This window comes from Streptomyces sp. NPDC019224, from assembly GCF_040632605.1.
In the GTDB taxonomy this organism is placed as follows: Bacteria; Actinomycetota; Actinomycetes; order Streptomycetales; family Streptomycetaceae; genus Streptomyces.
Window position 1 is genome coordinate 18,393 of sequence record NZ_JBEYCF010000009.1, and the last position, 25,859, is coordinate 44,251.

The 25,859-nt window shown below is 72.7% G+C and carries 24 protein-coding genes; 7 read left to right on the top strand and 17 right to left on the bottom strand.

Translation table 11 applies throughout. The annotated features are described in order from the left end of the window. Position 1: 1 nt before the first annotated feature. Both cseB and cseC read left to right on the top strand, forming a co-directional pair. Entirely contained in the window at positions 2 to 712 is a 711-nt protein-coding gene (cseB, locus tag ABZ564_RS08060; protein WP_360851378.1) for a two-component system response regulator CseB, read from the top strand. Then, the gene (cseC, locus tag ABZ564_RS08065) at positions 709 to 2,076 is read left to right on the top strand and encodes a two-component system sensor histidine kinase CseC (RefSeq protein ID WP_360851381.1); all 1,368 of its coding nucleotides are present in this window, start codon (positions 709 to 711) and stop codon (positions 2,074 to 2,076) included. Before cseB ends, cseC begins: the two co-directional genes overlap by 4 nt. 188 nt (positions 2,077 to 2,264) lie before the next feature. Here the strand turns inward: cseC and ABZ564_RS08070 are convergent, their stop codons facing one another. From ABZ564_RS08070 to ABZ564_RS08080, 3 genes are all read right to left on the bottom strand, one after another. Beyond that, on the bottom strand, positions 2,265 to 2,981 hold the full coding sequence (locus tag ABZ564_RS08070; RefSeq protein ID WP_360851384.1) for a M23 family metallopeptidase: 717 nt from the start codon (positions 2,979 to 2,981) through the stop codon (positions 2,265 to 2,267). A 417-nt stretch (positions 2,982 to 3,398) separates the two neighbouring features. After that, on the bottom strand, positions 3,399 to 4,631 hold the full coding sequence (locus ABZ564_RS08075) for a PQQ-binding-like beta-propeller repeat protein (protein ID WP_360851387.1): 1,233 nt from the start codon (positions 4,629 to 4,631) through the stop codon (positions 3,399 to 3,401). Between the two features lie 261 nt (positions 4,632 to 4,892). Continuing rightward, complete coding sequence (locus tag ABZ564_RS08080; RefSeq protein WP_360851390.1) at positions 4,893 to 7,421, bottom strand: ATP-dependent Clp protease ATP-binding subunit; 2,529 nt, start codon at positions 7,419 to 7,421, stop codon at positions 4,893 to 4,895. A gap of 431 nt (positions 7,422 to 7,852) precedes the next feature. On the opposite strand from ABZ564_RS08080, the gene ABZ564_RS08085 reads away from it, so the two are divergent. Further along, positions 7,853 to 8,458, top strand: coding sequence for an SCO3374 family protein (locus ABZ564_RS08085; protein ID WP_360851393.1), 606 nt, complete (start codon positions 7,853 to 7,855; stop codon positions 8,456 to 8,458). On the opposite strand, the gene ABZ564_RS08090 is transcribed toward ABZ564_RS08085, so the two are convergent. The 10 genes from ABZ564_RS08090 to ABZ564_RS08135 all read right to left on the bottom strand — a co-directional run bounded on the left by ABZ564_RS08090 (position 8,437) and on the right by ABZ564_RS08135 (position 16,746). Further along, entirely contained in the window at positions 8,437 to 8,772 is a 336-nt protein-coding gene (locus ABZ564_RS08090; protein WP_360851396.1) for an Lsr2 family protein, read from the bottom strand. The two genes, ABZ564_RS08085 and ABZ564_RS08090, sit on opposite strands and share 22 nt — an antisense overlap. Positions 8,773 to 8,916: 144 nt before the next feature. After that, entirely contained in the window at positions 8,917 to 9,474 is a 558-nt protein-coding gene (locus ABZ564_RS08095) for an amino-acid N-acetyltransferase (protein WP_360851399.1), read from the bottom strand. A gap of 9 nt (positions 9,475 to 9,483) precedes the next feature. Beyond that, the gene (locus tag ABZ564_RS08100; RefSeq protein WP_360851402.1) at positions 9,484 to 9,921 is read right to left on the bottom strand and encodes a BlaI/MecI/CopY family transcriptional regulator; all 438 of its coding nucleotides are present in this window, start codon (positions 9,919 to 9,921) and stop codon (positions 9,484 to 9,486) included. Positions 9,922 to 10,042: 121 nt separating this feature from the next. Next, positions 10,043 to 10,222: a hypothetical protein gene (locus tag ABZ564_RS08105; RefSeq protein ID WP_360851405.1), complete on the bottom strand. Its 180-nt coding sequence runs from the start codon at positions 10,220 to 10,222 to the stop codon at positions 10,043 to 10,045. A 43-nt stretch (positions 10,223 to 10,265) separates the two neighbouring features. Continuing rightward, complete coding sequence (locus ABZ564_RS08110; protein ID WP_360851706.1) at positions 10,266 to 10,838, bottom strand: hypothetical protein; 573 nt, start codon at positions 10,836 to 10,838, stop codon at positions 10,266 to 10,268. Between the two features lie 338 nt (positions 10,839 to 11,176). After that, positions 11,177 to 11,974 carry a type III pantothenate kinase gene (locus ABZ564_RS08115; protein ID WP_018102267.1) on the bottom strand — a complete coding sequence of 266 codons (798 nt, stop codon included), beginning with the start codon at positions 11,972 to 11,974 and terminating at the stop codon, positions 11,177 to 11,179. Beyond that, positions 11,974 to 13,005 carry a carboxylating nicotinate-nucleotide diphosphorylase gene (gene nadC / locus ABZ564_RS08120; protein ID WP_360851409.1) on the bottom strand — a complete coding sequence of 344 codons (1,032 nt, stop codon included), beginning with the start codon at positions 13,003 to 13,005 and terminating at the stop codon, positions 11,974 to 11,976. Before nadC ends, ABZ564_RS08115 begins: the two co-directional genes overlap by 1 nt. Positions 13,006 to 13,007: 2 nt before the next feature. Next, the gene (locus ABZ564_RS08125) at positions 13,008 to 14,741 is read right to left on the bottom strand and encodes an L-aspartate oxidase (RefSeq protein WP_360851413.1); all 1,734 of its coding nucleotides are present in this window, start codon (positions 14,739 to 14,741) and stop codon (positions 13,008 to 13,010) included. Beyond that, complete coding sequence (gene panC, locus ABZ564_RS08130; protein WP_360851416.1) at positions 14,738 to 15,751, bottom strand: pantoate--beta-alanine ligase; 1,014 nt, start codon at positions 15,749 to 15,751, stop codon at positions 14,738 to 14,740. The genes ABZ564_RS08125 and panC overlap by 4 nt, the downstream gene beginning before the upstream one ends. Next, positions 15,751 to 16,746, bottom strand: coding sequence for a DUF2520 domain-containing protein (locus ABZ564_RS08135; RefSeq protein ID WP_360851419.1), 996 nt, complete (start codon positions 16,744 to 16,746; stop codon positions 15,751 to 15,753). The genes panC and ABZ564_RS08135 overlap by 1 nt, the downstream gene beginning before the upstream one ends. 163 nt (positions 16,747 to 16,909) lie before the next feature. On the opposite strand from ABZ564_RS08135, the gene ABZ564_RS08140 reads away from it, so the two are divergent. Then, a complete protein-coding gene (locus tag ABZ564_RS08140; protein ID WP_360851422.1) occupies positions 16,910 to 18,115 on the top strand; it encodes a beta-eliminating lyase-related protein in 1,206 nt (401 codons plus the stop codon). 99 nt (positions 18,116 to 18,214) lie between these two features. Then, entirely contained in the window at positions 18,215 to 19,333 is a 1,119-nt protein-coding gene (locus ABZ564_RS08145; protein ID WP_360851425.1) for a DUF5937 family protein, read from the top strand. Positions 19,334 to 19,352: 19 nt separating this feature from the next. Here ABZ564_RS08145 and ABZ564_RS08150 read toward each other — a convergent pair whose 3' ends face one another. Both ABZ564_RS08150 and ABZ564_RS08155 read right to left on the bottom strand, forming a co-directional pair. Continuing rightward, a complete protein-coding gene (locus ABZ564_RS08150) occupies positions 19,353 to 20,021 on the bottom strand; it encodes a response regulator transcription factor (RefSeq protein WP_360851429.1) in 669 nt (222 codons plus the stop codon). Positions 20,022 to 20,044: 23 nt separating this feature from the next. Then, entirely contained in the window at positions 20,045 to 21,262 is a 1,218-nt protein-coding gene (locus ABZ564_RS08155) for a sensor histidine kinase (RefSeq protein WP_360851432.1), read from the bottom strand. A 95-nt stretch (positions 21,263 to 21,357) separates the two neighbouring features. On the opposite strand from ABZ564_RS08155, the gene ABZ564_RS08160 reads away from it, so the two are divergent. Next, positions 21,358 to 22,326, top strand: a complete 969-nt coding sequence (locus ABZ564_RS08160) for an SAM-dependent methyltransferase (protein ID WP_360851435.1) — start codon at positions 21,358 to 21,360, stop codon at positions 22,324 to 22,326. Positions 22,327 to 22,397: 71 nt separating this feature from the next. Then, positions 22,398 to 23,540 carry an NADH-quinone oxidoreductase subunit D gene (locus ABZ564_RS08165; RefSeq protein ID WP_360851438.1) on the top strand — a complete coding sequence of 381 codons (1,143 nt, stop codon included), beginning with the start codon at positions 22,398 to 22,400 and terminating at the stop codon, positions 23,538 to 23,540. A gap of 75 nt (positions 23,541 to 23,615) precedes the next feature. Here the strand turns inward: ABZ564_RS08165 and ABZ564_RS08170 are convergent, their stop codons facing one another. After that, on the bottom strand, positions 23,616 to 24,728 hold the full coding sequence (locus ABZ564_RS08170; RefSeq protein WP_360851441.1) for a hypothetical protein: 1,113 nt from the start codon (positions 24,726 to 24,728) through the stop codon (positions 23,616 to 23,618). 113 nt (positions 24,729 to 24,841) lie between these two features. Beyond that, positions 24,842 to 25,819: an ABC transporter substrate-binding protein gene (locus ABZ564_RS08175; RefSeq protein WP_360851444.1), complete on the bottom strand. Its 978-nt coding sequence runs from the start codon at positions 25,817 to 25,819 to the stop codon at positions 24,842 to 24,844. Between the last annotated feature and the right edge of the window lie 40 nt (positions 25,820 to 25,859).

Consider the following 25,859-nt stretch of genomic DNA (forward strand, 5'->3'; position numbering starts at 1 on the left):
GATGGCCGAGACCCATGTGCTGTTCGTCGAGGACGACGACGTCATCCGCGAGGCCACCCAGCTGGCACTGGAGCGGGACGGCTTCGCGGTCACCGCGGTGCCCGACGGGCTGAGGGGCCTGGAGGCGTTCCGGGCGGACCGGCCCGACATCGCCCTGCTCGACGTCATGGTGCCCGGACTGGACGGGGTCAGCCTCTGCCGCCGCATCCGCGACGAGTCGACGGTCCCCGTGATCATGCTGTCGGCGCGGGCCGACTCGATCGACGTGGTCCTCGGCCTGGAGGCCGGTGCCGACGACTACGTCACCAAGCCCTTCGACGGGGCGGTCCTGGTGGCCCGGATCAGGGCCGTGCTGCGCCGCTTCGGCCATGCGTCGGGCGGCGCGGCCGGCGGCGGGCGGCCGGAGCCCGCGGCCGGGGGCGGGGGCGGGGTGCTGGTCTTCGGGGAGCTGGAGGTCGACACCGAGGGCATGGAGGTCCGCAGGGGCGGTGCGCAGGTGGGGCTGACCCCGACCGAGATGCGGCTGCTCCTGGAGTTCTCGTCCGCGCCCGGCACGGTGCTCTCCCGCGACAAGCTGCTGGAGCGGGTCTGGGACTACGGCTGGGGCGGCGACACCCGGGTCGTGGACGTCCATGTACAGCGGCTGCGGACGAAGATCGGACAGGACCGCATCGAGACGGTCCGCGGTTTCGGCTACAAGCTCCGGGCATGAGGCGCCTCTCCCTGCGGACGGGCGTCCGCTGGAAGATCAGCATCGCGATCGCGGCGGTCGGCGCGCTGATCGCGGTCGCGCTGAGCCTGGTGGTGCACAACGCGGCCCGCGTCTCGATGCTGGAGAACGCCCGTGAGGTCCAGCTGGAGCGGCTGACGTACGCGCAGCTGCTCTACGAGGCGAAGAAGACGCAGAAGGCCGACCCCCGGTTCGGGGCGAAGCTCAACGACCCGACGATGCCGCGGAGCCTGCGCCAGGAGACCCGGCGCAACCGCCGCGCCACGCACGTCGAGGACTCCGGCGGGGCGCCCGACGTCTGGGCGGCCGTCCCGGTGGGCAGCGGGAACGTGCTGTCGCTGCACACCCGGCTCGCGGACCGCTCGATCACGGTGATGGGCGATCTGGACCGGGCCCTGCTCATCGGTTCGGTCTCGGTGGTCCTGGGCGGCTCCGCGCTGGGCGTGCTGATCGGCGGTCAGCTCTCGCGCCGGCTGCGCAAGGCGGCTACGGCGGCGGGCAAGGTCGCCCAAGGCCACACGGACGTCCGGGTAGGGGAGGCGGTCGGCGGTGTGGTGCGGGACGAGACCGATGAGCTGGCCCGTGCGGTGGACGCGCTGACCGACGCCCTGAACGAGCGGATCGAGGCCGAGCGCCGGGTCACCGCGGACATCGCGCACGAGCTGCGCACCCCCGTGACCGGGCTGCTGACGGCGGCCGAACTGCTGCCGCCGGGCCGCCCCACGGAGCTGGTGCGCGACCGGGCGCAGGCGATGCGCACGCTGGTCGAGGACGTGCTGGAGGTGGCCCGGCTGGACAGCGCGTCGGAGCGGGCCGAGCTCCAGGAGATCGCGCTCGGCGAGTTCGTCAGCCGCCGGGTGGCACTGCTGGACCCGGACGTACGGGTGCAGGTGGTCCACGAGTCGTGGGTGAACACAGATCCGCGCCGCCTGGAACGCATCCTGGGCAACCTGCTGGGCAACGCGGCCAGGCACGGGTCGACCCCGGTGGAGGTCACGGTCGAAGGCCGGGTGGTCCGGGTACGCGATCACGGGCCGGGGTTTCCGGCGGCGCTGCTGCGGGAGGGGCCGAGCCGGTTCCGTACCGGGTCGACCGACCGGGCCGGGCAGGGGCACGGGCTGGGGCTGACGATCGCGGCCGGGCAGGCGCGGGTGCTCGGGGCCCGGCTGACCTTCCGCAACGCGGCCCCGGAGGGTGCGGCGGAGGGCAGCGGCGGGGCGGTCGCGGTGCTGTGGCTGCCCGAGCACGCGCCGACGGCCACGGGCAGCTATCCCATGCTCCAGTTCGCGGAACAGCGGTCCCCCGAGCCGGAGGGCGGCGGGCGGAAGGTCGGCGGCGGGCGGTGACACGGGCGAGGGCCCCGGGGTGTGCCCCGGGGCCCTCGCCCGGCTCCGTGCGCGGCCTGAAGCCCGCCTGAAAGACGTCGACGGCGACCCCGAGGAGAAGCGGCGAGGCCGCTCTCGAAGTCGCCGTCGAACCGGTCACCCGGGCTCAGGTCCCGCAGGCCCCGGTGGCCGGGGGTGTCACGGGCGGATCAGACGTTGATGCCGTGGTTGTGCAGGAAGTTGACCGGGTTGATCGCCGAACCGTAGTTCGGGGTGGTCCGGATCTCGAAGTGCAGGTGCGGGCCGCTGGAGTTGCCGGTGTTGCCGGACAGGGCGATCTTCTGGCCCTTCTCCACGTGCTGGCCGACGTGCACGTCGATCTGCGACAGGTGCGCGTACTGCGAGTACGTACCGTTGCCGTGCTTGATCACGATGGCGTTGCCGTACGCGGGGCCGTCACCGGCGCCGTTCGGGCCGGCCTTCACGACGGTGCCCTCGTGGGCGGCCTCGACCGGGGTGCCGATCGGCACGGCGAAGTCCTGGCCGGAGTGCTTGTGCGCCCAGCGGCTGCCGTCGTTGCCGAAGCTCGCGCTCAGCTGGTACTGGTCGACCGGGGCCTCCCAGGCGAGCTTCGCGGCGCGCTTGGTGGCGGCCTCCTTCTTGGCGTCCGCCTTCTTCTTGGCCTCCTCCGCCTTCTTGGCGGCGGTGTGCTCGGCGGCCTTGCCCTGCGCGGCCGCCTGCTGGGCGACCGAGTCGGCGGTGGCCGTGGTCACCAGGCTCGAGGCCTGGGGGGCGTCCGCAGTGCCGGCGGCGAACGCAGCACCCGCACCGAGAACCATCGACGTCCCCACACCGGCTGCCACCACGGCGCCTCGAACACGGGAGACGGACGGGCGGCGGGACTGGAACGTAACGCGCTTCGACATAAGCGGAAAACCTCCGGAGATGGCTGGACCCGGCGGTGCGCCGGGCTGGCCATACCTTGGTAACCCGCACCCCCAGCTGGGCTCAAACACCCCATCTACGATCAAAAGCCGTAGAAAGCTCCCCGGGAATTCGCCCGGCAGGTCCCCGCCCGAGCCCCTCCGGAAGACCGCCGAAAGTCCTCGCCGGAACAGGTTTAAGCCCAGTTCCAACCCGCCCTATCCGGACATACGCCGCTTCTGCGGGCATTCGGCACCTCGCATACCGAGGGCCCGCCCGCCGTAGGGCCGAAAGACCCCCGACGGATCGGGCCCGCTTCTCCTAAGGCGGCTAGTAGGCCTCGAATGGCCTGTGCGCCTTGTCACCGGCGGTGGGACCGAAGGCCGTCCGTTTCGGGACCTTCGGCCCGGTGCCGATCGCTACCCGACGGGCAGCGCGGTCACCTTCTCGGCGTGCAGCGCCACCAGCTGCTTGCCGCCCGAGGCCAGGTACCAGCGGTCGATGTCACCGGAGCCGTCGTTGTACGTCCAGAGCACCTTGCCGTCGGCCGGGTCGAAGGCGTGGACGCCGCCGTTCTTGTCGAACTGGGTCGCCCCGTAGAGGACGTCGCCCACCTTGGCGAACTGCCACGGGGCGGCCACGTCCAGGCTTCCCTTGTTGTGCCAGTGACGCTTTCCGGTCGCCGGGTCGACCGCCCACAGGGCGTGGACGGTGTCGGAGACGTAGAGGACGCCGTCCAGCACCGCCGGGTCGTTGAACCGGCTGTACTCCTCGGTCGCGAAGGACCAGCGCTCCGCACCGGTCTCCAGGTCGAAGGCGCGCATCCGCTCGCCGGTCGCGATGATGACGAGGCCCCCGTGGACAGCGAAGCCCCGGTTGGCTGTGCGGCCGATCTTCTTCGTCCAGACCTGGTGGCCGGTGGCGGTGTCGCGGACCGTGAGGTTCTCGCGGAAGTCCGTGTAGACGAGGCGCTTGCCGGAGACCTGCGCGGTGATGCCGTTCTGCTCGGTGCCGTGGTCGCGCCGCTCGCGCCAGACGACCTTGCCCGAGCCGGTGGAGATGGCGGCGATCACGTTGTCCGGGGTCCGGAAGTTCTTGTCCAGGATTCCCGCGACGACGTAGACGTGGTCGGCGTCCGCGGCGATGACCCGGGGCTGGGAGTACTCCTTGTCGCCCAGCCGGCTGCGCCAGGTGTCCCGGCCGGTCTTGGGGTCGAGCCCGATGATGTTGCCGTCGTACCGGGCGCTGGCCAGGTAGAGGGTGCCGTCGCCGATCAGCATGCTCGCGCCCGGGGTGGTGACCTCCGCGCGGGACCAGATCTCCTTGCCGGTGGTCAGGTCGCGGGCCACCAGCGGGTCACCGGAGACGAGCACCACGTCGTCGACCACGGCGACCGCGGATATCCAGGCCAGTCCGTCGAAGGTGGTGGCGTGCTGCCAGGCGGGCTTCGGCTTCCCACCCGGCGCGGGGGCCGCGCCCCCGGGCTTCCGAGAGCCCGAGCCGCCGTCTTCGACCGGCTCCTCCACCGGCCCGCAGGCCGCGGTCCCGGCCCCCAGCAGAGCCAGACCCGCTCCGGCCCCGGCCAGCTTGATCATCCGCCTGCGTGACACATCGCCTCTGCCCATGGCGTGCCCATCCCCCTCGCTGTTCATCTCTCGGGTCCTTCGTTTGCGAACGAGAACCTCCCCCGGGCAGGTCGCCCGAGGCCGGGCCAGACTAACCAGCGAATTTCGGCCAACGCGCGTAGCGAACGCGACCGGGACGTTCCTGTGACGCTTCTGTCACCGTGCCGCACGCGCGAAAGAAGCGGTGCCGAACGCGAAGAGGGGCGGCCCCGGACCGGTCGAAACCGGTCCGGGGCCGCCCCTTGACCACGTGCGGGCCCTACCGCCCCGAAGGGCGGCAGACGCCTGTCACGCTTCCTTCGTCAGGTTCGGGCCGGTGCCGCCCGCAGCCTGCTCGATCGGCGGGACGTCGGGCAGAGCCGACTTCTCCTCGCCGCGGAAGGTGAACTTCTGCTCGTCACCCTCGCCCTCGCTGCCGACGACCACGATGTGGCCGGGGCGCAGCTCGCCGAAGAGGATCTTCTCGGAGAGGACGTCCTCGATCTCGCGCTGGATCGTCCGGCGCAGCGGCCGGGCGCCCATCACGGGGTCGTAGCCCTTCTTCGCGAGCAGCTTCTTGGCGTCCGTGCTGAGCTCGATGCCCATGTCACGGTCCTTGAGCCGCTCGTCCACCTTCGCGATCATCAGGTCGACGATCTGGATGATGTCTTCCTGGCTGAGCTGGTGGAAGACGACCGTGTCGTCGACACGGTTGAGGAACTCGGGCCGGAAGTGCTGCTTGAGCTCTTCGTTGACCTTGACCTTCATCCGCTCGTAGTTCGTCTTGACGTCGCCCTGGGCGGCGAAGCCCAGGTTGAAGCCCTTGGAGATGTCCCGGGTCCCGAGGTTGGTCGTCATGATGATGACCGTGTTCTTGAAGTCCACGACCCGGCCCTGGGAGTCGGTCAGGCGACCGTCCTCCAGGATCTGGAGCAGGGAGTTGAAGATGTCGGGGTGGGCCTTCTCGACCTCGTCGAAGAGGACGACGGAGAACGGCTTGCGGCGCACCTTCTCGGTGAGCTGCCCGCCCTCCTCGTAGCCCACGTAGCCGGGGGGCGAACCGAAGAGGCGCGAGACCGTGTGCTTCTCGCTGAACTCCGACATGTCGAGGGAGATCAGCGCGTCCTCGTCACCGAAGAGGAACTCGGCGAGCGTCTTGGACAGCTCCGTCTTACCGACACCGGACGGGCCGGCGAAGATGAACGAGCCACCGGGGCGCTTCGGGTCCTTCAGGCCGGCCCGCGTACGGCGGATCGCCTGCGAGAGGGCCTTGATGGCGTCCTTCTGCCCGATGACGCGCTTGTGGAGCTCGTCCTCCATGCGCAGCAGCCGGGAGGACTCCTCCTCGGTCAGCTTGAAGACCGGGATGCCGGTGGCGGTGGCGAGGACCTCGGCGATGAGCTCGCCGTCGACCTCGGCCACGACGTCCATGTCGCCGGCCTTCCACTCCTTCTCGCGCTTGGTCTTCGCCGCCAGCAGCTGCTTCTCCTTGTCGCGGAGAGAGGCCGCCTTCTCGAAGTCCTGGGAGTCGATGGCCGACTCCTTGTCGCGGCGCACGCCCGCGATCTTCTCGTCGAACTCGCGGAGGTCCGGCGGCGCGGTCATCCGGCGGATGCGCATCCGGGAACCGGCCTCGTCGATCAGGTCGATCGCCTTGTCCGGCAGGAAGCGGTCCGAGATGTAGCGGTCGGCCAGCGTCGCGGCCTGGACCAGCGCCTCGTCCGTGATGGACACGCGGTGGTGGGCCTCGTAGCGGTCGCGCAGACCCTTGAGGATCTCGATGGTGTGCGGCAGCGACGGCTCCGCGACCTGGATGGGCTGGAAGCGGCGCTCGAGCGCGGCGTCCTTCTCCAGGTGCTTGCGGTACTCGTCGAGCGTGGTGGCACCGATGGTCTGCAGCTCGCCTCGCGCCAGCATGGGCTTGAGGATGCTCGCGGCGTCGATCGCGCCCTCGGCGGCGCCCGCACCCACCAGGGTGTGGAGCTCGTCGATGAACAGGATGATGTCGCCGCGGGTGCGGATCTCCTTGAGGACCTTCTTCAGGCGCTCCTCGAAGTCACCGCGGTAGCGGGAGCCGGCGACCAGCGCGCCGAGGTCCAGGGTGTAGAGGTGCTTGTCCTTGAGGGTCTCGGGCACCTCGCCCTTGACGATGGCCTGTGCCAGGCCCTCGACGACCGCCGTCTTGCCGACGCCGGGCTCGCCGATGAGGACCGGGTTGTTCTTCGTACGGCGGGAGAGCACCTGCATGACCCGCTCGATCTCCTTCTCGCGCCCGATGACCGGGTCGAGCTTGGATTCGCGAGCGGCCTGCGTGAGGTTGCGGCCGAACTGGTCGAGCACCAGCGACGTGGAGGGCGTGCCCTCCGCGGGGCCGCCGGCGGTGGCCGCCTCCTTGCCGCCCGAGTAGCCGGACAGCAGCTGGATGACCTGCTGGCGCACCCGGTTAAGGTCGGCGCCCAGCTTCACGAGGACCTGGGCGGCGACGCCCTCGCCCTCGCGGATCAGGCCGAGCAGGATGTGCTCCGTGCCGATGTAGTTGTGGCCGAGCTGGAGGGCCTCGCGGAGCGACAGCTCCAGGACCTTCTTGGCTCGGGGCGTGAAGGGGATGTGACCGGACGGGGCCTGCTGCCCCTGGCCGATGATCTCCTCCACCTGCTGGCGGACCGCCTCGAGCGAAATCCCGAGGCTCTCCAGGGCCTTAGCGGCGACACCCTCACCCTCGTGGATCAGGCCCAGGAGGATGTGCTCGGTGCCGATGTAGTTGTGGTTGAGCATCCGGGCTTCTTCCTGAGCCAGGACGACAACCCGCCGCGCGCGGTCGGTGAACCTCTCGAACATCGTTAATCGCTCCTCAGAGCGGTCAGGCAGTAAGGGGTCGGTCCCCTCCCTGTCCTTCCGCAGCTTAGTCCCGCAAGCGGGGACCGCTCATTTCAACTGCCGACACCCGATCGATGGCCTCCTGCCCCGAACGCCGACAACTGCTCCAACCCGATGGTGCGAGACGATGTTCCCGCAGGCCAGACAGATACCCCAGTCGCCAGTACGCCGATGGCGAACGTGAGACGTGCATGGCTTGCGTGTCGCCCCTCCCCACTAGGGATGTCTTACCCGCAATTACAGACAGTCCATGCGGCGTACGCGGGTTCCCTCCGCTACGGGCGAACATCTTCGTACTCCTGAATGCGCCCGTACGCCCCCAACTCGGACACCCTATGTGTTCGGACGTGCGCGTCGCGTAACCCGAAGGGCCGGCCGGGGGTTGTTCCGTCATGGCTCTCATCGTTCCGCCCCGTGTCCCGCCGCCCGCCGAGCGGGGCGGTGAGGTACGGAACGAGCCGTGGGACGGGTGGTACCAGCGGGAGCTCGGCTGGGCCACGGCGGGCGGCTCGCCGGTGCGGCTGCTGACCGGCTTGCGGTTCGACGCGCTCGTCGTCCCCGCCGTCGCCGGGCACGCCGCGCTGCGACGGGTGGGCCGGACGGGGCCGGTGGCGCTCGCGGGGCTGCGGATGAGCCTGCTGGTGGCGCCGGGCAGCGCGGAGGAGCTGCCGGGGCTGCTCGACTGGCTGGAGTGGGGCGGGGTCGCACTCTCGCTGAGCTGTCTGGGCGCGGGCGGCCGGATCACCGCACCGCCCCCGCCGGGCCGTCCGGTGCCGCCGGGGGCCGCCTCCTGGCTGCGGCCCCCCGGGCCGTCACGGGAACAGGACGAAGCGCCGGCTCTCCCGGCCTTCTCCGGCTTCGGGAGCAGGCGCGGCGGTGCTCCCGATCTCGTCCGGCTCGTGGACGCCGTGGCGACGGAATGCCACCGGGCCCGGCTGACGCGCGCCCGGGCGGGCGTCCTCCCCGAGGGGCCCGCTCAGCCGTTGGCCTTCTCGTAGGCCTCGCGGATCCCGGCGGGAACGCGGCCGCGGTCGTTCACGTCGTGGCCGTTCTCGCGGGCCCACTTGCGGATCTCGGCGGTGTCCTTGCTGCCACCGGAGACGGCGCGGCCCTTGCCGCGGCCCGACGCCGCACGGCCACCGGTACGCCGGCCGTTCTTCGCGTAGGGCTCGAGGAGGGAACGCAGCTTGTCCGCGTTGCTGGTGGTGAGGTCGATCTCGTAGGACTTGCCGTCCAGCGCGAACGTCACCGTCTCGTCCGCCTCGCCACCGTCGAGGTCGTCAACAAGAAGGACCTGAACCTTCTGTGCCACCGGATTTCCTTTCATCGAAAATGGAGTACGCGGAAAGGAAACCGCTTTTCCCCGGAAAACACAAACCCCCGGGAGAGGTTCAGCAGCGCAAGGAGACGGGAAACGTGCGCGATTCGGACATAGGGATCGCCCTTCTTCCCGCGGTCACAGGTGCAGAAGCATCCGGCTGTTGCCCAAGGTGTTCGGCTTCACTCGTTCGAGACCGAGGAACTCCGCGACTCCCTCGTCATAGGAACGCAGCAGCTCGCTGTAGACATCTCCGTCGACCGGCGTCTCGCCGATCTCCACGAAGCCGTGCTTCGCGAAGAAGTCGACTTCGAAGGTGAGACAGAAAACCCGGCGGACGCCGAGCCAGCGGGCGGTCCGCAGCAGCTTGTCCAGGACTTGGTGCCCCACTCCGGCGCCCTTGATGCCGTGGTCGACGGCGAGCGTACGGACTTCGGCGAGGTCTTCCCACATCACGTGCAGTGCGCCGCAGCCGACGACCGCGGCGTCCTCGTCGCGTTCGGCGATCCAGAACTCCTGGATGTCCTCGTAAAGCGTCACCGTGGCTTTGTCGAGGAGGATGCCTTCCCGTACGTAGCCGTCGAGGAGACGGCGGACGGCCGGCACATCGCTCGTCCGCGCGCGCCGGACGGTGATGGCCACGTTTATAACCGACGGTTCGGTCTGGGAATCGGTTTGCGGAAGCTCTGAGGACATACGCAGACGCTATCGCCCGGACTCCGGCTCCGCGTCATCGGCCGCTTCCCCGGCCTCGGCCGCGGGGGCCGTGCCGTCCTCGGGAAGAGTGGGCAGAACGATCCGCATCGCGTCCCGCAGCGCCTCGCGCTGCTCGGCCGACATCATCCCGAAGAACGCGACCAGCGCGGCCGCCGGGTTGTCGCTGAGCGACCAGGCTTCGTTCATCAGGGCGGCGGCGTACGCGGCGCGGGTGGAGACGGCCGTATATCGATATGCGCGGCCCTCCACTTCGCGGCGGACCCAGCCCTTCTGATGGAGATTGTCCATTACCGTCATGACGGTGGTGTAGGCGATGGACCGCTCCTGCTGAAGGTCCTCCAGGACTTCCCGCACAGTGACCGGGCGGTTCCATTCCCAGACCCGTGTCATCACGGCGTCCTCGAGCTCTCCCAATTGACGGGGCACAGCGTCACCTTAGTCCCGGATGTCTGGAATGCGTAGCTATTTACATAACGAAAGGGCGTACAGCTCCTCGGGAGCCGTACGCCCTTTCGTACGCCGGGTGCGCCGTACGCGCCTCGGAGGGTCAGGCCCCTTCGGCGCGCGGGGTCTGCCGGACCGACTCGGCGCGGCTGATCGCCGCGTCCACCGCCGCGTCCTCCTTGGCCTTGTTGGGGCCGCCCTGGCTCTTGACGATCGTCACGACCAGGCCGATGAAGAAGGCGGCCATCACCACGGGGGGCACGAGCGCGGATACGTAGTCCATGCCGTCCAGAGTAGCGAGCCGTTCCCGGCCCTCCGGAGAGGCCCTACCCCACGGCGCGCTGCGGGGGCCGGGGTGCGGGCCGGCGCGGCGGGAAGACCTCAGAGGGCTTCGGGGCCGGCCGCTCGGACGGCGGGCCGGGGCGGGCCGGGGCCGCCGGCGCCTTCGGCTCGTCCGGCTCCGCGGCGCGCCCGCCGGGCAGCGCGAGCAGCCGGCTGCGCGGCGCGGGAGCCATCGCGGGCACGGCCCGTCCGGCGAGCCGGGCGCGCACCGAGCCCTCCGCGATCACCTGGCAGCGCTCCAGGAGCGCGGCGGCGAGGGGGCCGCCGCGCAGGGCGCGCAACGCGGCCAGGTCCTCGGGGCGGGGGTCGTATCCGGCGGCCAGGGCGTCCTGGAGGAGTTCCAGGTACCCGGTGAGCGAGCCGGGGAGGGCGTCGCGGTAGCGGACGAGGTCGGCGAGGAGGAAGGCGCGCAGCCGTCCGGCCTCGGCGACCACCTCGTCCACACTGCCCGCCAGCCGCAGGCAGTCCTGGACGTCCTCTTCGGGCAGGGGCGCGGGGTGCAGGGCGAAGGCGAGGGCGCGTCGGAGCACTCGCAGCTCGTCCGCGCTGAACGCCATACCGCCGCGTGATCCGTAGGGCGTGGGCATGACGCGACAATACGTGCTAAAGGGACAAAATCCGCTTAACTGGCCGTCCATGGCGCGGCGGCTCCGGAGCGCCGCCGGGCACGGAGCCGCCGGTCAGAGGCCGTTTGCCAGGGGTGCCCTGCCGGTCGGGGCCGGATCGGGCCGCGGCGTCCGGCGCGGCGCACGGCAAGGCACCGGGGCGCCCTGATGGCGGAGCCGTTCGGACGTTCCGGCAACGCCGCGAGGGCCGGGGCCCTCTGCTCGGACGGAGTGGAGAGCTCCGGGAAGTGCCGGGCGTCGCGACCCGGCCCCGACCGGCAGGACGCCCCCTACAGGCGCGACACGTTGCGCTCGTACACCAGGCGCAGTCCGATGAGGGTCAGCCAGGGCTCGTGCTCGTCGATGACGGAGGACTCGCCCAGCACCATCGGAGCAAGGCCGCCCGTCGCGATGACGGTGACGTCGTCCGGGTCGGCGGCCAGTTCCTTCTTCATCCGCTCGACGACCCCGTCGACCTGGCCCGCGAAGCCGTAGATGATGCCCGCCTGCATGGCCTCGACGGTGTTCTTGCCGATGACGCTGCGCGGCCGGGCGAGCTCGATCTTGCGCAGCTGGGCGCCCTTGACGCCCAGTGCCTCGACCGAGATCTCGATACCGGGCGCGATGACCCCGCCGGTGTACTCGCCCCGGGCCGAGACCGCGTCGAAGGTGGTGGCCGTGCCGAAGTCGACGACGATCGCCGGACCGCCGTACAGGTCGACGGCGGCGACCGCGTTGATGATGCGGTCCGCGCCGACCTCCTTCGGGTTGTCCATCAGGATCGGCACCCCGGTCTTGATGCCCGGCTCCACGAGCACGGCGGGGACGTCGCCGTAGTAGCGGCGGGTCACCTCGCGCAGCTCGTGCAGCACGGCCGGGACCGTGGAGCAGATCGCGATGCCCTCGATGCCGTCGCCCAGTTCCATGCCGAGCAGCGGGTGCATGCCCATCAGGCCCTGGAGCAGCACGGCGAGCTCGTCGGCGGTGCGGCGGGCGTCGGTGGAGATCCGCCAGTGCTCGACGATCTCCTCGCCGTCGAAGAGGCCGAGGACGGTGTGGGTGTTCCCGACGTCGATGGTGAGCAGCATCAGGCGCCGGCCCCGTCGGTGTCGCGGAAGTCCAGGCCGATGTCCAGGATCGGCGAGGAGTGGGTCAGCGCGCCGACGGCCAGGTAGTCGACCCCGGCCTCCGCGTAGGCGCGGGCCGAGTCGAGGGTGAGCCGGCCGGAGGACTCCAGGACCGCGCGCCCGCCGGTCAGGGCGACCGCGTCGGCGGTCTCGGCCGGGGTGAAGTTGTCCAGCAGGATCAGGTCGGCGCCCGCGTCCAGCACCTCGGTGAGCTGGGCCGGCGTGTCCACCTCGACCTCGATCGGCACGTCCGGGAACTCCCCCCTGACCCGCTTGAACGCCTCGGCGACCCCGCCCGCCGCGATGACGTGGTTGTCCTTGACGAGCGCGGCGTCGGACAGCGAGAAGCGGTGGTTGACGCCGCCGCCGCAGCGCACCGCGTACTTCTCCAGGGCGCGCAGGCCCGGCGTCGTCTTGCGGGTGTCGCGGACCTTGGCCTTCGTGCCCTCCAGCGCATCGGCCCAGGCGCGGGTCGCGGTGGCGATCCCGGAGAGCCGGCAGAGCAGGTTGAGGGCGCTGCGCTCGCCGGTGAGCAGGTCCCGGGTGCGGGTGGTGACGGTCAGCAGCTTCTGGCCGGGGGCGACGCGGTCGCCGTCCTCGACGTGCCGCTCGACCTCGAACTCGGAGGTGCAGACGATCGACAGGACCGCCTCCGCCACGCGCAGCCCGGCCACCACACCGGCCTCGCGGGCGGTGAAGTCACCGGTGGCCGTGGCGTCCTCGGCGACGGTGGCGACGGTCGTGACGTCCACCCCGCCGTCCAGGTCCTCCGCGATGGCCAGGTGCGCCACGTCCTCGACCTGGACCGGGTCCAGACCGGCCTCGGCGATGAGCTGGGCGAGCGCGGGGTCGAGCCCGCACTCCTCGTACTCCTCGTCCCCGCCGCAGCCGCAGCCGTCCCCGCAGCCGCCCGCGGCGGGGGCGGGCGCGCCGACCCGGATCAGCGGTACGTCCACGGGAGTGGGGCGCGGATTCTCTTCGGGCGTGCTCACGGTTACGGCTCCTCGGGAGTGGGGTGGGTGGTGCTCGTCGCTGCGCAGTCTGCTGCCCCGGGCGCGTCCACGGGCCCGAACGCCTCGGTATCCGTCCGACGGAGGACGAGGCCGCCGTCGGGGCCGAGCCGGACGACGAGGTGGCGGCGCCAGTTCGCGTCGTCGCGCTCGGGCCGGTCCTCGCGCCAGTGGCAGCCGCGGGTCTCCTCGCGGCGGCGGGCGGCGGCGACCAGGACCCGGGAGACCAGCAGCAGGTTGGTGGCCTCCCACGTCTCGACCCCGGGCACGGCGGGCTTCGGCTCGCCGGCCCCGGCATCGGGGCCGGCGGTGCGGTGCAGGGTGTCGAGCGCCTCGTCGGCGGCGGCCAGGCTCTCGCCGGAGCGCAGCACTCCGGCCCCCCGGCTCATGACGCGCTGGATCGTGGTGCGGGTCTCGGGGGCCAGGAGCGGGACGGGCGTCCGGGCCTCCTCGACGGCCTCGCCCGCGCGGGGACGGGTGGCGACGATGTCGGCCGCGATGCGCTCGGCGAAGACCAGGCCTTCGAGCAGCGAGTTGGACGCCAGCCGGTTGGCCCCCTGGACCCCGGTGCAGGCGACCTCGCCGCAGGCGTACAGGCCGGGCACGGTCGTACGGCCCCGGAGGTCGGTGCGGACTCCGCCGGAGGCGTAGTGCGCGGCCGGCGCGACCGGGATCGGCTCGGTGACCGGGTCGATGCCGTGGGCACGGCAGGCGGCCAGGATGGTCGGGAAGCGCTGCTCCCACATCTCGGCGCCGAAGTGGCGGGCGTCCAGATACATGTGCTCGGTGCCGGTGAGCTGCATCTGGCGGGTGATGCCCTTGGCGACGATGTCGCGCGGGGCCAGCTCCGCCAGCTCGTGCTGCCCGAGCATGAAGCGCGTACCGGAGGCGTCGACGAGGTGGGCGCCCTCGCCCCGTACCGCTTCGGAGACCAGGGGCTGCTGGCCCTCGGAGCCGGCGCCGAGGAAGAGCACGGTGGGGTGGAACTGGACGAATTCCAGGTCCGAGACCTCCGCGCCGGCCCGCAGCGCCAGCGCCACGCCGTCGCCGGTGGAGACCGAGGGGTTGGTGGTGGCGGAGAAGACCTGGCCCATGCCACCGGTGGCCAGGACCACGGCCGGGGCGTTGACCGCGCCGACGCCGTCGTGCTGGCCCTCGCCCATGACGTGCAGGGTGACGCCGGCGGTACGGCCTTCGGCGTCGGTGAGGAGGTCGAGCACGAGGGCGTTCTCGACGGTGTGCAGGGCGGCCGCGCGGACCGCGTCCACCAGGGCGCGGGAGACCTCGGCGCCGGTCGCGTCGCCGCCCGCGTGGACGATGCGGCGGCGGTGGTGGCCGCCCTCGCGGGTCAGGGCTACGGAGCCGTCCTCGGCGGTGTCGAAGCGTGCGCCGGTCGCCATGAGCCGGCGCACCGCGTCCGGGCCGTCGGTGACCAGGGCGCGCACGGCCTCCTCGTCGCAGAGGCCCGCGCCGGCGACCAGGGTGTCGTCCAGGTGCTGTTCGGGGGTGTCGCCCTCGCCGAGGGCCGCGGCGATGCCGCCCTGGGCCCAGCGGGTGGAGCCGGCGTCGAGGCGGGCCTTGGTCACCACGACGGTGGCGAGGCCCGCCGCCGCGCAGCGCAGGGCGGTGGTGAGCCCGGCGACGCCGGAGCCGACGACCACGACATCGGCGTCGATGGACCAGCCGGGTGCGGGGGCGGTCAGCCGTATTCCGGTCACGGGGTCGCTCCGAAGGTGAGGGGGATGTTGTCGATGAGACGGGTGGTGCCGACCCGGGCGGCGACGGCGAGGACCGCCTCGCCGACCGCCCGGTCCTCGGGGATCTCGGTGAAGTCGGCCGGGTCCACGAGCGCCACGTAGTCCAGGTCGAGCGGCGGGCTCGCGGCCCCCGCCTCCTCCAGGACCGAACGGGCCGCGGCGCGCACGGCGGCGGGCCCGGCGTCCGGGCGGGCGCGGGCCACCGCCTGGGCGTCGGCCGCGAGGCGGGCCTCGCCGAGCCGGTTGAGCCCGGCGGCCCGGTCCTCGGTCGCGCCGGTGGCCTGCGCGCGGGCGTGCAGGGCCTGCTGGGCGGCGAGCCGGTCGCGGGCCGCGAACAGGGCCCTGGAGAGGGCGAGCGCGGTGCGGCGCTCGTGCGGGTCGAGGAAGCGGTTGCGGCTGGAGAGCGCGAGGCCGTCGGGCTCCCGGACCGTCTCGACGCCGACGATCTCCACCGGGAAGTTCAGGTCGCGGACCATGCGCCGGATCAGCGCCAGCTGCTGGGCGTCCTTCTGCCCGTAGAACGCGGTGTCGGGGCGGGTGAGGTGGAGCAGCTTGGCGACGACGGTGAGCATGCCGTCGAAGTGCCCGGGGCGCGAGGCCCCCTCCAGGCGCTCGCCCATCGGGCCCGCCGAGATCCGGACCTGCGGCTCGCCGCCCGGGTAGACCTCGTCGACGGACGGCGCGAAGACCACGTCGGCGCCCGCCGCGCCGGCCACCGCGAGATCGGCGTCGAGCGTGCGCGGGTAGCGGTCGAGGTCGGCGGCCTCGCCGAACTGGAGCGGGTTGACGAAGACGGTGACGACGACCTGCCCGGCGGGGCCCGCGTGGGCGCGGGCGGCGCGGATCAGCGAGGCGTGGCCCTCGTGCAGCGCGCCCATCGTCATGACGACGGCCCGCCGCCCCTCGGGGGCGTAGGCGTGCAGCTCGGCGGCCGTGTCCAGCAGGGCCGGAGTGGACGTGGTCGCGGTCATCAGGACTCCTCCGGTCCGCTGCCGGTACCGCCGGAAGGGTTCTGGCCGCCGGGGCCGGGCGGGCCGCCCGCCCCCCGGACTCGCCCGTCGTCCGCCAGGACGCCGAGCAGGTCCTCCGCCAGCTCCGGCTTGAGCAGGCCGTGGGCGAGGGCGCGGTCCGCCGTGGCGCGGGCCATCGCGACGTAACCGGCGACCGCCTGCGGGGCGTGGGTGCGCAGCTCGCCGATGTGCGCGGCGACCGTGCCGGCGTCGCCGCGGGCGACGGGGCCGGTGAGCGCCGCGTCGCCGGAGCGCAGGGCGTTGTCCAGGGCCGCGCCGAGCAGGGGGCCGAGCATGCGGTCGGGGGCGGCGACCCCGGCGGTGCGCAGCAGCTCCATCGACTGGGCGACCAGCGTGACCAGGTGGTTCGCGCCGAGGGCGAGGGCCGCGTGGTAGAGCGGACGGGACTCCTCCGCGACCCATTCCGGCTCCCCGCCCATCTCGATGACCAGCGCCTCGGCGGCGAGCCGCAGTTCGTCGGGGGCGGTGACGCCGAAGGAGCAGCCGGCCAGCCGCTGGACGTCCACGGAGGTGCCGGTGAACGTCATCGCCGGGTGCAGGGCGAGCGGCAGGGCGCCGGCCCGCCGCGCGGGGTCCAGCACCTTCGTCCCGTACCGGCCCGAGGTGTGGACGAGGAGCTGTCCCGGGCGGACCGCGCCGGTCTCGGCCAGGCCCTCGACGAGCCCGGGGAGGGCGTCGTCGGGGACGGTCAGCAGGACGAGCTCGGCGCGCGCGAGGACGTCGGCGGGCGTCACGAGGGGGACGTCGGGGAGCAGGGCGGCGGCGCGCCGCACCGAGGCGTCGGAGACACCCGAGACGGCTACCGGGCGGTGCCCGGCGAGGGCGAGGGAGGCGGCCAGGGCGGGGCCGACACGGCCCGCCCCCACCACGCCGACGGTGAGCCGGGCGGGGCGGTCCCGCGCGTCGAGGGGGTCCTTGGGAGCTGTTGCGTTCACACTGCGGGCCTTCCGTTCCAGTCCGCGGGGGGTACCGGACGATTCCTCTGCATGCTACGCCAGCGCCCGCCCCGCCATCCCGGCCGTCCACAGGCTGTGGACGGCGTTCCCGGCGGGCGCGGGAACGGGTGGCGGGTCCGGCGTTCTGCGTGATGATCGTCCCATGACAGACATGAACACGCAGGTGACGGACGAGGCGGCCGACGGGGCGACAAAACCGGAAGACGGCGAGGAGGCCCGGCGGCTGCGCCTGCACACCGCGTGGCGGAAGGCCCGGCGCAGCCTGTCCCGCCTCCCGCAGGACCGCACGCTCGGCGAACAGCTGGCCGCCCTGGCCGCGGAGGCCGGGACGGTCACCGGCCTCGACCGGCCGGCGGACATCTACGGGGACGGCGTCGTCGGCGAGCTGGAGCAGCGGGTGGCCGGGTTGCTGGGCACGGAGGCCGCCGTGTTCTTCCCGACCGGGACGATGGCCCAGCAGGTCGCGCTGCGCTGCTGGGCGGGCCGCACCGGCAACCCCGTGGTGGCGCTGCACCCGCTCGCCCACCCGGAGGTGCACGAGGGCGGCGCCCTGGGGGCGGTGAGCGGGCTGCGCACCGTCCACCCGACCTCCGCCCCGAGGCTGCCGACCGCGGAGGAGATCCGCGACTTCCCGGAGCCGTTCGGCACGCTGATGCTGGAGCTGCCGCTGCGGGACGCCGGTTTCGTGCTGCCCTCCTGGGAGGAGCTGGAGGCCGTGGTGGGCGCCGCGCGCGACCGCGACGCGGTGGTCCACCTCGACGGGGCCCGGCTGTGGGAGTGCGCCACGCACTTCGGGCGCGGGCTGCCGGAGATCGCCGCGCTCGCGGACAGCGTGTACGTGTCGTTCTACAAGTCCCTGGGCGGGATCTCCGGGGCCGTGCTCGCCGGTTCCGCCTCGCTGGCCGAGGAGGCCCGCGTCTGGCGGCACCGGTACGGGGGACAGCTCTTCCAGCAGTTCCCGGCGGCGGTCGCGGCCCTGGCCGGCCTGGACCGGGAGCTGCCGAACCTGCCCTCGTACGTGGCGCACGCCAAGGTGGTGGCCGGGGCGCTGGCCGACGGGTTCGAGGCGGCCGGGAGGGGCTGGTTCCGGGTGTATCCGGAACCCCCGCAGACCCACCAGTTCCAGGTGTGGCTGCCGTACGGGGCGGACGAGCTGACGGAGGCGTCGGTGCGGCTGGCGGAGGAGACGGGCACGGTGCTCTTCCGCCGGTGGCGCACGCCCGGCACCGGCGCGCCCGGGGTGGCGTTCACCGAGGTGACCGTGGGGCGGGCGGGGCTGGAGTGGACGGCCCAGGACGTACGGGACGCGGTGACCGCGTTTCTGGAGCGGGTGGCGGGGAAGGGCTGAGGCGCCCCGGTCACCCGGACGAGTCCGGCCGAGGACGCGGATTGACGGCCCCCGCCAATCCGCGTCCGGGCTGTCGGACCCACCCGGCACCATGGACGGGTGAGCGTCACCATCGACATCGCGGGGCTCGACCCCGCCCGCATCGTCTTCGCGACCTCCCCGCTCGTCGAGCTGGGGGTCGCCCTGCACGCGCTCTCCGAGCCGGGGCACCATCCGGGTCTGCACGGCTGGGCGACGGCCACCACCACGGCCCTGGAGCCCGACCTCGCCGACCGGCTGCACGAGGCGGAGTTCCTGTGGCGGAACACCTTCTCGGACATCTTCATGCCGTTCGCCGGGGTCCTCGGCGGCGACGGCGCGACGGGTGCCGACCTCGCCGCCGACCTGGACATCCTGGACCGGCTCGACGACGACCGGTTCGTCTCCGCCGCCCTGGAGTTCACCTGCACCGCCCTCTACGGGACCGGCGCGGCCTCCCCGCTGCGCAACGCCGGCGCGCGCGCCCGGGCCCTGGAGATGGCGGCGGCGCGCGGCCCGCAGCAGGTGGAGTTCACCCAGCGGCTGCTGACCGACCCCGCCCCCGTACGCCGCTGGCTGCGCCGCCTGTTCGAGGACTGCGACCGGGCGTTCTTCGCGGACACCTGGGAGCGGGTGCGCTTCCAGCTGGTGGCGGACGCACGGCACAAGACGGACCTGCTGCGGCGCAAGGGGCTCGACGAGGCGATACGGGCGGTCTCCCCCGCGCTCTCCCTCGATGCGGACGGCGGCCGGATCAGCGTCGACAAGCTGGCCGAGGGGGCGACCGACGCCACGGACCCCGTCATCGGCCCCGGGCTCACGCTCATCCCGACCAGTTTCGGCTGGCCCCATCTGATGGTGCTGCACGCCCCGGGCTGGCGCCCGGTGATCCACTACCCGGTGCACCGGCCGGAACTGCCCGCGCCCGCCTCGGTGGAGCTGCTCCAGCTGCGGATGGAGGCGCTGGCCCACCCGATGCGGATGCGGCTGTGCCGGAACATCGCGCGTTCCCCGTACACGACCGGCGAACTCGCCGACACCAACGGGATCACGGCGCCCGAGGTCTCCCGCCATCTGGGGGTGCTCAAGAAGGCCGGTCTCGTCACGACCCGGCGGCGTGGCCGTTACGTGCTGCACCAGCTGGACCTGACGGTGGTGGCCCGGCTCGGCAGTGACTTCCTGGAGGGCATCCTGCGCTGAGCGGGCCGGGGCCCGTGCCTCAGCCGCCGCCGGCGCGCACCAGCCCCGTCTCGTACGCGAGGACGACGACCTGCACCCGGTCGCGCAGGGACAGCTTGGTCAGGATGCGGCCGACGTGCGTCTTCACGGTCGCCTCGGAGAGCACCAGGCGTCCCGCGATCTCGCCGTTCGACAGGCCCTGGGCGACCAGCAGCATCACCTCGCGTTCGCGTTCGGTGAGCTTGGCGACGTTCTTGTGCTGCGGTTCCGGCGTACCGCTGGGGAGCATCGGCGAGAACCGGTCGAGCAGCCGGCGGGTGGTGGACGGGGCGACGACCGCGTCCCCGCTGTGCACGGAGCGGATCGCGGCGAGCAGTTCGCCCGGCGGCACGTCCTTCAGCATGAAACCGCTGGCCCCGGCCTTCAGCCCGGAGAACGCGTACTCGTCCAGGTCGAACGTCGTCAGGATCAGCACCTTCGGCGGGTCGGGCTGGGCGCAGATGCGGCGGGTGGCCTCGACACCGTCCAGCTTGGGCATGCGCACGTCCATCAGCACCACGTCCACGGCGGTGGCGCGCAGGATCTCGATCGCCTCGGCGCCGTCGCCGGCCTCGGCGACCACCTCCATGTCGGGCTGGGCTGCGAGCACCATCCTGAAGCCGGTGCGCAGCAGCACCTGGTCGTCGACGAGCATCACGCGGATCGCCATGGGGGTCGTCTCTCCTCGTTCGTTCAGCGGTCGGCGGCCTTGAGCGGCAGCAGCGCGCTGATCCGGAATCCTCCGCCCGGGCGCGGCCCGGCGTCCAGTGTGCCGCCGACCATGCCGACCCGTTCCCGCATGCCGATCATGCCGTGGCCCGCTCCGTCGGCGCCCCCGTCCTCGTACAGTTCGTGTGCCGCGCCCCGGCCGTCGTCCTCGACCAGCAGGCCGAGCCCGTCGTCGAAGTAGACCAGCCGCACACTGGCCCCGGCGTGCGGACCGCCGTGCTTGCGGGTGTTGGTCAGGGCCTCCTGCACGATGCGGTAGGCGGTCAGCTCGACGCCGCTGGGCAGCGGGCGCGCGGTCCCCTCGATCTTGAAGTCCACCGCCAGGCCGGCCTTCCTGACCTGGCCGATCAGCTCCTCGATCTGCTCGACGTCGGGCTGCGGGACGTAATCCCCGCTCTCCTCCGCGTCCCCCGTCCGCAGCACCCCGAGCAGCCGGCGCATCTCCGCGAGCGCCTGCCTGCCGGTGCCGGAGATGGTCTCCAGCGCCTGCCGGGCCTGGTCGGGCGCCGCGTCCATGACGTAGGCGGCACCGTCGGCCTGCACCACCATCACGGAGACGTTGTGCGCGACGACGTCGTGGAGCTCGCGGGCGATACGGGCCCGCTCGGCGGCCACCGCGACCTTCGACTGGGCCTCGCGCTCCCGCTCCAGGCGGGCCGCCCGCTCCTCCAGCTGGTCGAAGTAGGCCCGCCGGGTACGCATCGAGTCGCCGAGCACCCAGGCCAGCACGAACGGCACCGTCAGCACGACGACGACGAACACCGTCTGCGCCCAGCCGCGCGGCGCGCCCTCCTCGTCCGGCCAGCGGAGCTGGGCCACCGTGGCCGCGCCGAGGCTGCACACCAGGGCGAGCCGGGAGGCCCAGCGCTCACCGACGGTGGCCACCGTGAAGGTGATGACGAGCATGGCGAAGTTCACGACGGTCGGCCGGACGCCGCAGACCAACTGGACGACACCCATCGCGATGGCGAGCAGCAGCATCTTCTCCGGCGCGCGCCGACGCAGGGCGACGACGAGGCAGAGACCGATGACGACCGGCACGGTCGCGATACGTTCGAGGCGGCCGCCGTGCCCGACGTCGCCGACCACGATGGTCATGCCGGAGAGCCCGAGGAGGAAGACAGCCCAGAAGCTGTCGACGCCCGTGGGGTGTCTGCGGATGAAATCGTAGAGGCGCTGCACGTGACCCAGCGTAAAGAAGGCCGGGGGGTGGCGGGTCAGCCGAAGGGGCGATCCGGGTCCCGGGACCGTACTCCCCAAGGTGGAGACTGGGAAACGTGATGGATGAGTGGCGCGGGTGGCAGGAGGCGGCCCAGACGGCGCTCTACGGTGACAAGGGTTTCTACCGGCGCCCCGAGGGCCCTGCGGGCCACTTCCGTACCTCGGTGCACGCCTCCCCGCTGTTCGCCGCCGCCGTCGCCCGCCTGCTGGTACGGACGGCGGCGGAACTGGACACCGCTGACGTGGACCTGGTCGACATGGGCGCCGGCCGCGGGGAACTGGTCTCCGGGGTGCTCGCCGCGCTGCCGGCCGAGGGCGGGGCGGGCCTCACCGTACGGGCGTACGCCGTCGAACTCGCCGCCCGTCCCGACGGCCTGGACCCCCGGGTGGAGTGGTGCGCAAGGCCGCCGCACGGGGTGCGCGGGCTGCTGTTCGCCAACGAGTGGCTGGACAACGTGCCGCTGCCCGTCGCGGAGACGGACGCCGAGGGCGTCGAACGGTACGTCGAGGTGCGCCCCTTCGACGGCGCGGAACGGCTGGGCGCGCGGGTGTCCGGGGCCGATGCGGCGTGGCTGCGGCGCTGGTGGCCGTCGGCCGGTCCGGGCAGCCGGGCGGAGATCGGCCGCCCCCGCGACGAGGCGTGGGCGGCCGCGGTGTCGTCCCTGTCCGCGGGGCTGGCGGTGGCGGTGGACTACACGCATGTACGCGGACAGCGCCCGCCCTACGGAACGCTCACCGGTTTCCGGGCGGGGCGCGAGGTGCGGCCGGTGCCGGACGGCGGCTGCGACCTGACGGCGCACGTGGCGCTGGACGCGTGCGCGGCGGCGGGCGGGCCGCACGCGGAACTGCGCACCCAGCGCGAAGCTCTGGCGGAGCTGGGCGTCAGCGGCGAACGCCCGCCACTGGCCCTGGCGTCGACGGACCCCGCCGCGTATGTCCGCGCCCTGTCCTCGGCGGGCGAGGCGGCGGAACTCACGGCCCGGGGCGGGCTGGGCGACTTCGGCTGGCTGACGCAGCGCGTGTGAGCCCCCGGCGATCGAGGAGCGGGGTCCGGGGCGGAGCCCCGGGGCGCGGCGGCGCACGCGATACTGGCCCCATGACGGAGACGACCATCGGCATCGGCGGCGCAGCCGAAAGCACCGACATGGTGCTCAACATCGGCCCGCAGCACCCCTCCACCCACGGCGTTCTCCGGCTCCGCATCGTCCTGGACGGCGAGCGCATCCAGCACGCCGAACCGGTCGTCGGCTATATGCACCGGGGCGCGGAAAAGCTGTTCGAGGCCCGCGACTACCGTCAGATCATCATGCTCGCCAACCGCCACGACTGGCTGTCGGCGTTCTCCAACGAGCTGGGCGTCGTGATGGCCGTCGAGCGCATGCTCGGCATGGAGGTCCCCGAGCGGGCGGTCTGGACCCGCACGCTGCTCGCCGAGCTGAACCGGGTCCTCAACCACCTGATGTTCCTCGGCTCGTACCCGCTGGAACTGGGCGGGATCACCCCGGTGTTCCACGCGTTCCGGGAGCGCGAGGAGCTGCAGGCGGTGATGGAGGAGGTCTCCGGCGGCCGCATGCACTACATGTTCAACCGGGTGGGGGGCCTCAAGGAGGACCTGCCGGCCGGCTGGCTGGGCCGCACCCGGGACGCCGTCGCCTCGGTCCGCTCCCGGATGGACGTCTACGACGGGCTGGTGCTCGGCAACGAGATCTTCCGGGGCCGCACCCGGGGCGTCGGCGTGCTGTCGGCGCAGGCGGTGCACGCGTACGGGGTGTCGGGGCCGATCGCCCGCGCCTCCGGCGTCGACTTCGACCTGCGGCGCGACGAGCCGTATCTCGCGTACGGGGAGCTGCAGGGCACCCTGAAGGTCGTCACCCGGACCGAGGGCGACTGCCTGGCCCGGTTCGAGTGCCTGCTGGAGCAGACGCACAACGCCCTGGACCTCGCGGACGCCTGCCTGGACCGGCTGGCCGGCCTCGCGCCCGGGCCGGTCAACCAGCGGCTGCCCAAGGTCCTCAAGGCCCCCGAGGGCCACACCTACGCCTGGACCGAGAACCCGCTCGGCGTCAACGGCTACTACCTGGTGTCCAAGGGCGAGAAGACCCCGTACCGGCTGAAGCTGCGCTCGGCGTCGTTCAACAACATCCAGGCGCTCACCGAGCTGCTGCCGGGCACGCTGGTCGCCGACATGGTGGCGATCCTGGGGTCGCTGTTCTTCGTCGTCGGCGACATCGACAAGTAGGCGGGCGGGAACGCGACGACGGCCGCCGCCCGGAGTCCGGGTGGCGGCCGTCGTACTGCCTCGCGCTGTGCGCCGTTACGAGATCGCGCTGCGCAGCTCCGCCACGTCGAGCTGCTCCGTCTCGTCGTGCGCGGTGAGGTCGATGACCTTGCCGACGGCACGGTCCCGCGTCGCGTCCGAGCGGTGCGCTGCCAGGGCTTCCTCGCCCACCACGTCGGCCAGGTCCTCGTTCTGCACGGACTCGATCGCGGCGGGCGCCGCCTTCTGCGTACCGAAGAAGTCGAAGCTGCCCTGCGGCACCAGGTGCCGGCGGGACGCCGCGTACGGGACGACCGCGCCGGCGGCCGGCAGCGGACGAGAGGGGGACGCCTGCGCGGCGGGCGCGGGCGCGGCGGGCGCGGGCGCGGCGGGCGCGACGGCCGGCAGCGGACGAGGGGCGGACGCCTGCGCGGGCAGGGCTGCCGGCGGGCGGCGGTCCTGGCCGGTCCCGGCCCCGGCGGCCCCGGTGCGGTCCGCGCCGGTTCCGGACGGCCCGGCCGCCGCGTGCTTCCCCTGCCGCTCCTCCGTCTCCCGGGCGCGCTCCGCGAGGCCCCGCCGCCCGGCCTCCTCGGCGGTGCGCCGGGCCGCCTGGAGCGCCGCGTTGCGCGGGAGGTCGGCCAGTGCGCGGGCGGCGCGGGCGTACGCCTCGGGGGTGGGGGTGGAGCGGGCGGCGGGCAGTTCGCGGACGGGCGCGGCCGCCTCGATCGCGAGCTGCCGCCGGCTCTCCAGGACACTGGCGCGCTCGGTCTCGGCGTTGGCGTACCGCCGCAGCAGCGCGGCGTGCTCGCCCCGCAGCCCGGCCAGCTCCACGCGCTTGCGGCGCAGCTTCGTCTCCAGGCGGGCGCGGATCTCGCGCGCCTCCTCCAGATCCGCCTCGAGCTCCGCCGCACGTTCCTCGGCACGCCACTCGTCGCCGGCCCGGGCGCGCGTCAGCTCGGCGACGCGGCGGCCCGCCTCGCGGTCCCAGCTGCGCATCAGGACCGCACCGGTGACGGCGGCGGCCGCGGCGGCGGCGACCAGGGCGCGCAGGACCATGGGCTCGGTCAGCAGCCAGGCTCCCGCGGCACAGACGACCGACGCTCCGGCGACTGCCGAAGGCGGAAGGATTCTGTGCAGTGGTGGCGAATGGCGATGGCGTCCACGTGGCATGACCCGAAATTTACCGTGTGTGCGGCGTACTTGGGGAGCCGCCCGGCAATCTGTGCCCGGCAAGTTGTCCGGCGGCTCCCCCAGAGGTGCCGGCCCTTCTCCTGGCGCCTTCCCTACTTCTTGATCAGACCTTTCGACTGCAGGTATTCGCGGGCCGCGTCGGCGGGCTTGGCACGCTCCGCGTCGACCTTGCGGTTCAGCTGGGCGAGGTCCTCGGTGGTGAGTGCGCCGGTGAGCCTGCCGAGTGCGTCGGCTATGTCCTGGGCGCCGGCGTCCTTGGCGTTGAGAACCGGCAGGACGTTGTCCGCGTTCTGGAGCTTCTTGTCGTCCTCCAGAAACACCAGGTCGTAGGTGTCCAGCACCGCGTCGGTGGTCGTGGTGAGAACGAGCTGGTCCTTGCCGTCCTTGACCGCCTGCTTGGACTGCGGGGTGCCGACGCCCTTGGGGTCGATTCCGGTGACGTCGATGCCGTACGTCTTCTCGAGACCGGGCGCGCAGAACGGCCGCACCTCGCACTCGTCGCCCGCCGCGATCTTGACGCCGATCTTCGCCGCGCCGAGATCGGAAAGGGTCGTCAGCTTGTGCTTGTCGGCGAATTCCCTGGTCACCGCGAACGCGTTCTGGTCGACGGCCTTCCCCGCCGGAAGCACCTTCAGTCCGCGCGGCTCGGCGAGCTTCTCCAGGGCGGCCACGGTGGCGGCGGTGTCGCCCGAGGCGACCGGCTTCGACGCGGCGGCCTTCGCTCCGTTCACCTTGGCGTTGAGGAATTCCGCGATCGTCGCCGCGTATTCCGGCACGACGTCGATCTCGCCCTTCTCCAGGGACGGTTCGTAGAGTTCGCGGTTCTTCACCGTGGTGACCGAGGTGCTGTACCCGGCGTCCTCGAGGATCTGCGCGTACAGCTCGGCGAGCACCTTGGACTCGGTGAAGGCGGCGGCGCCGACGACGAGCGAGCCCTTCTTGCCGGAGTCCTCGCCCCCGGCCGGGGCGCCCTTGTCCTCCTCCAGACTGTCTCCGCCGCACGCGGCGAGCGAGCCCGCCAGCGCGAGGATGCCGATGACGGCGCCGGCCATGCGTGAGGTCCTGGTCATGTTCTTCTCCGTCCACGGCGGCTAGGCCGTATGCGACAAG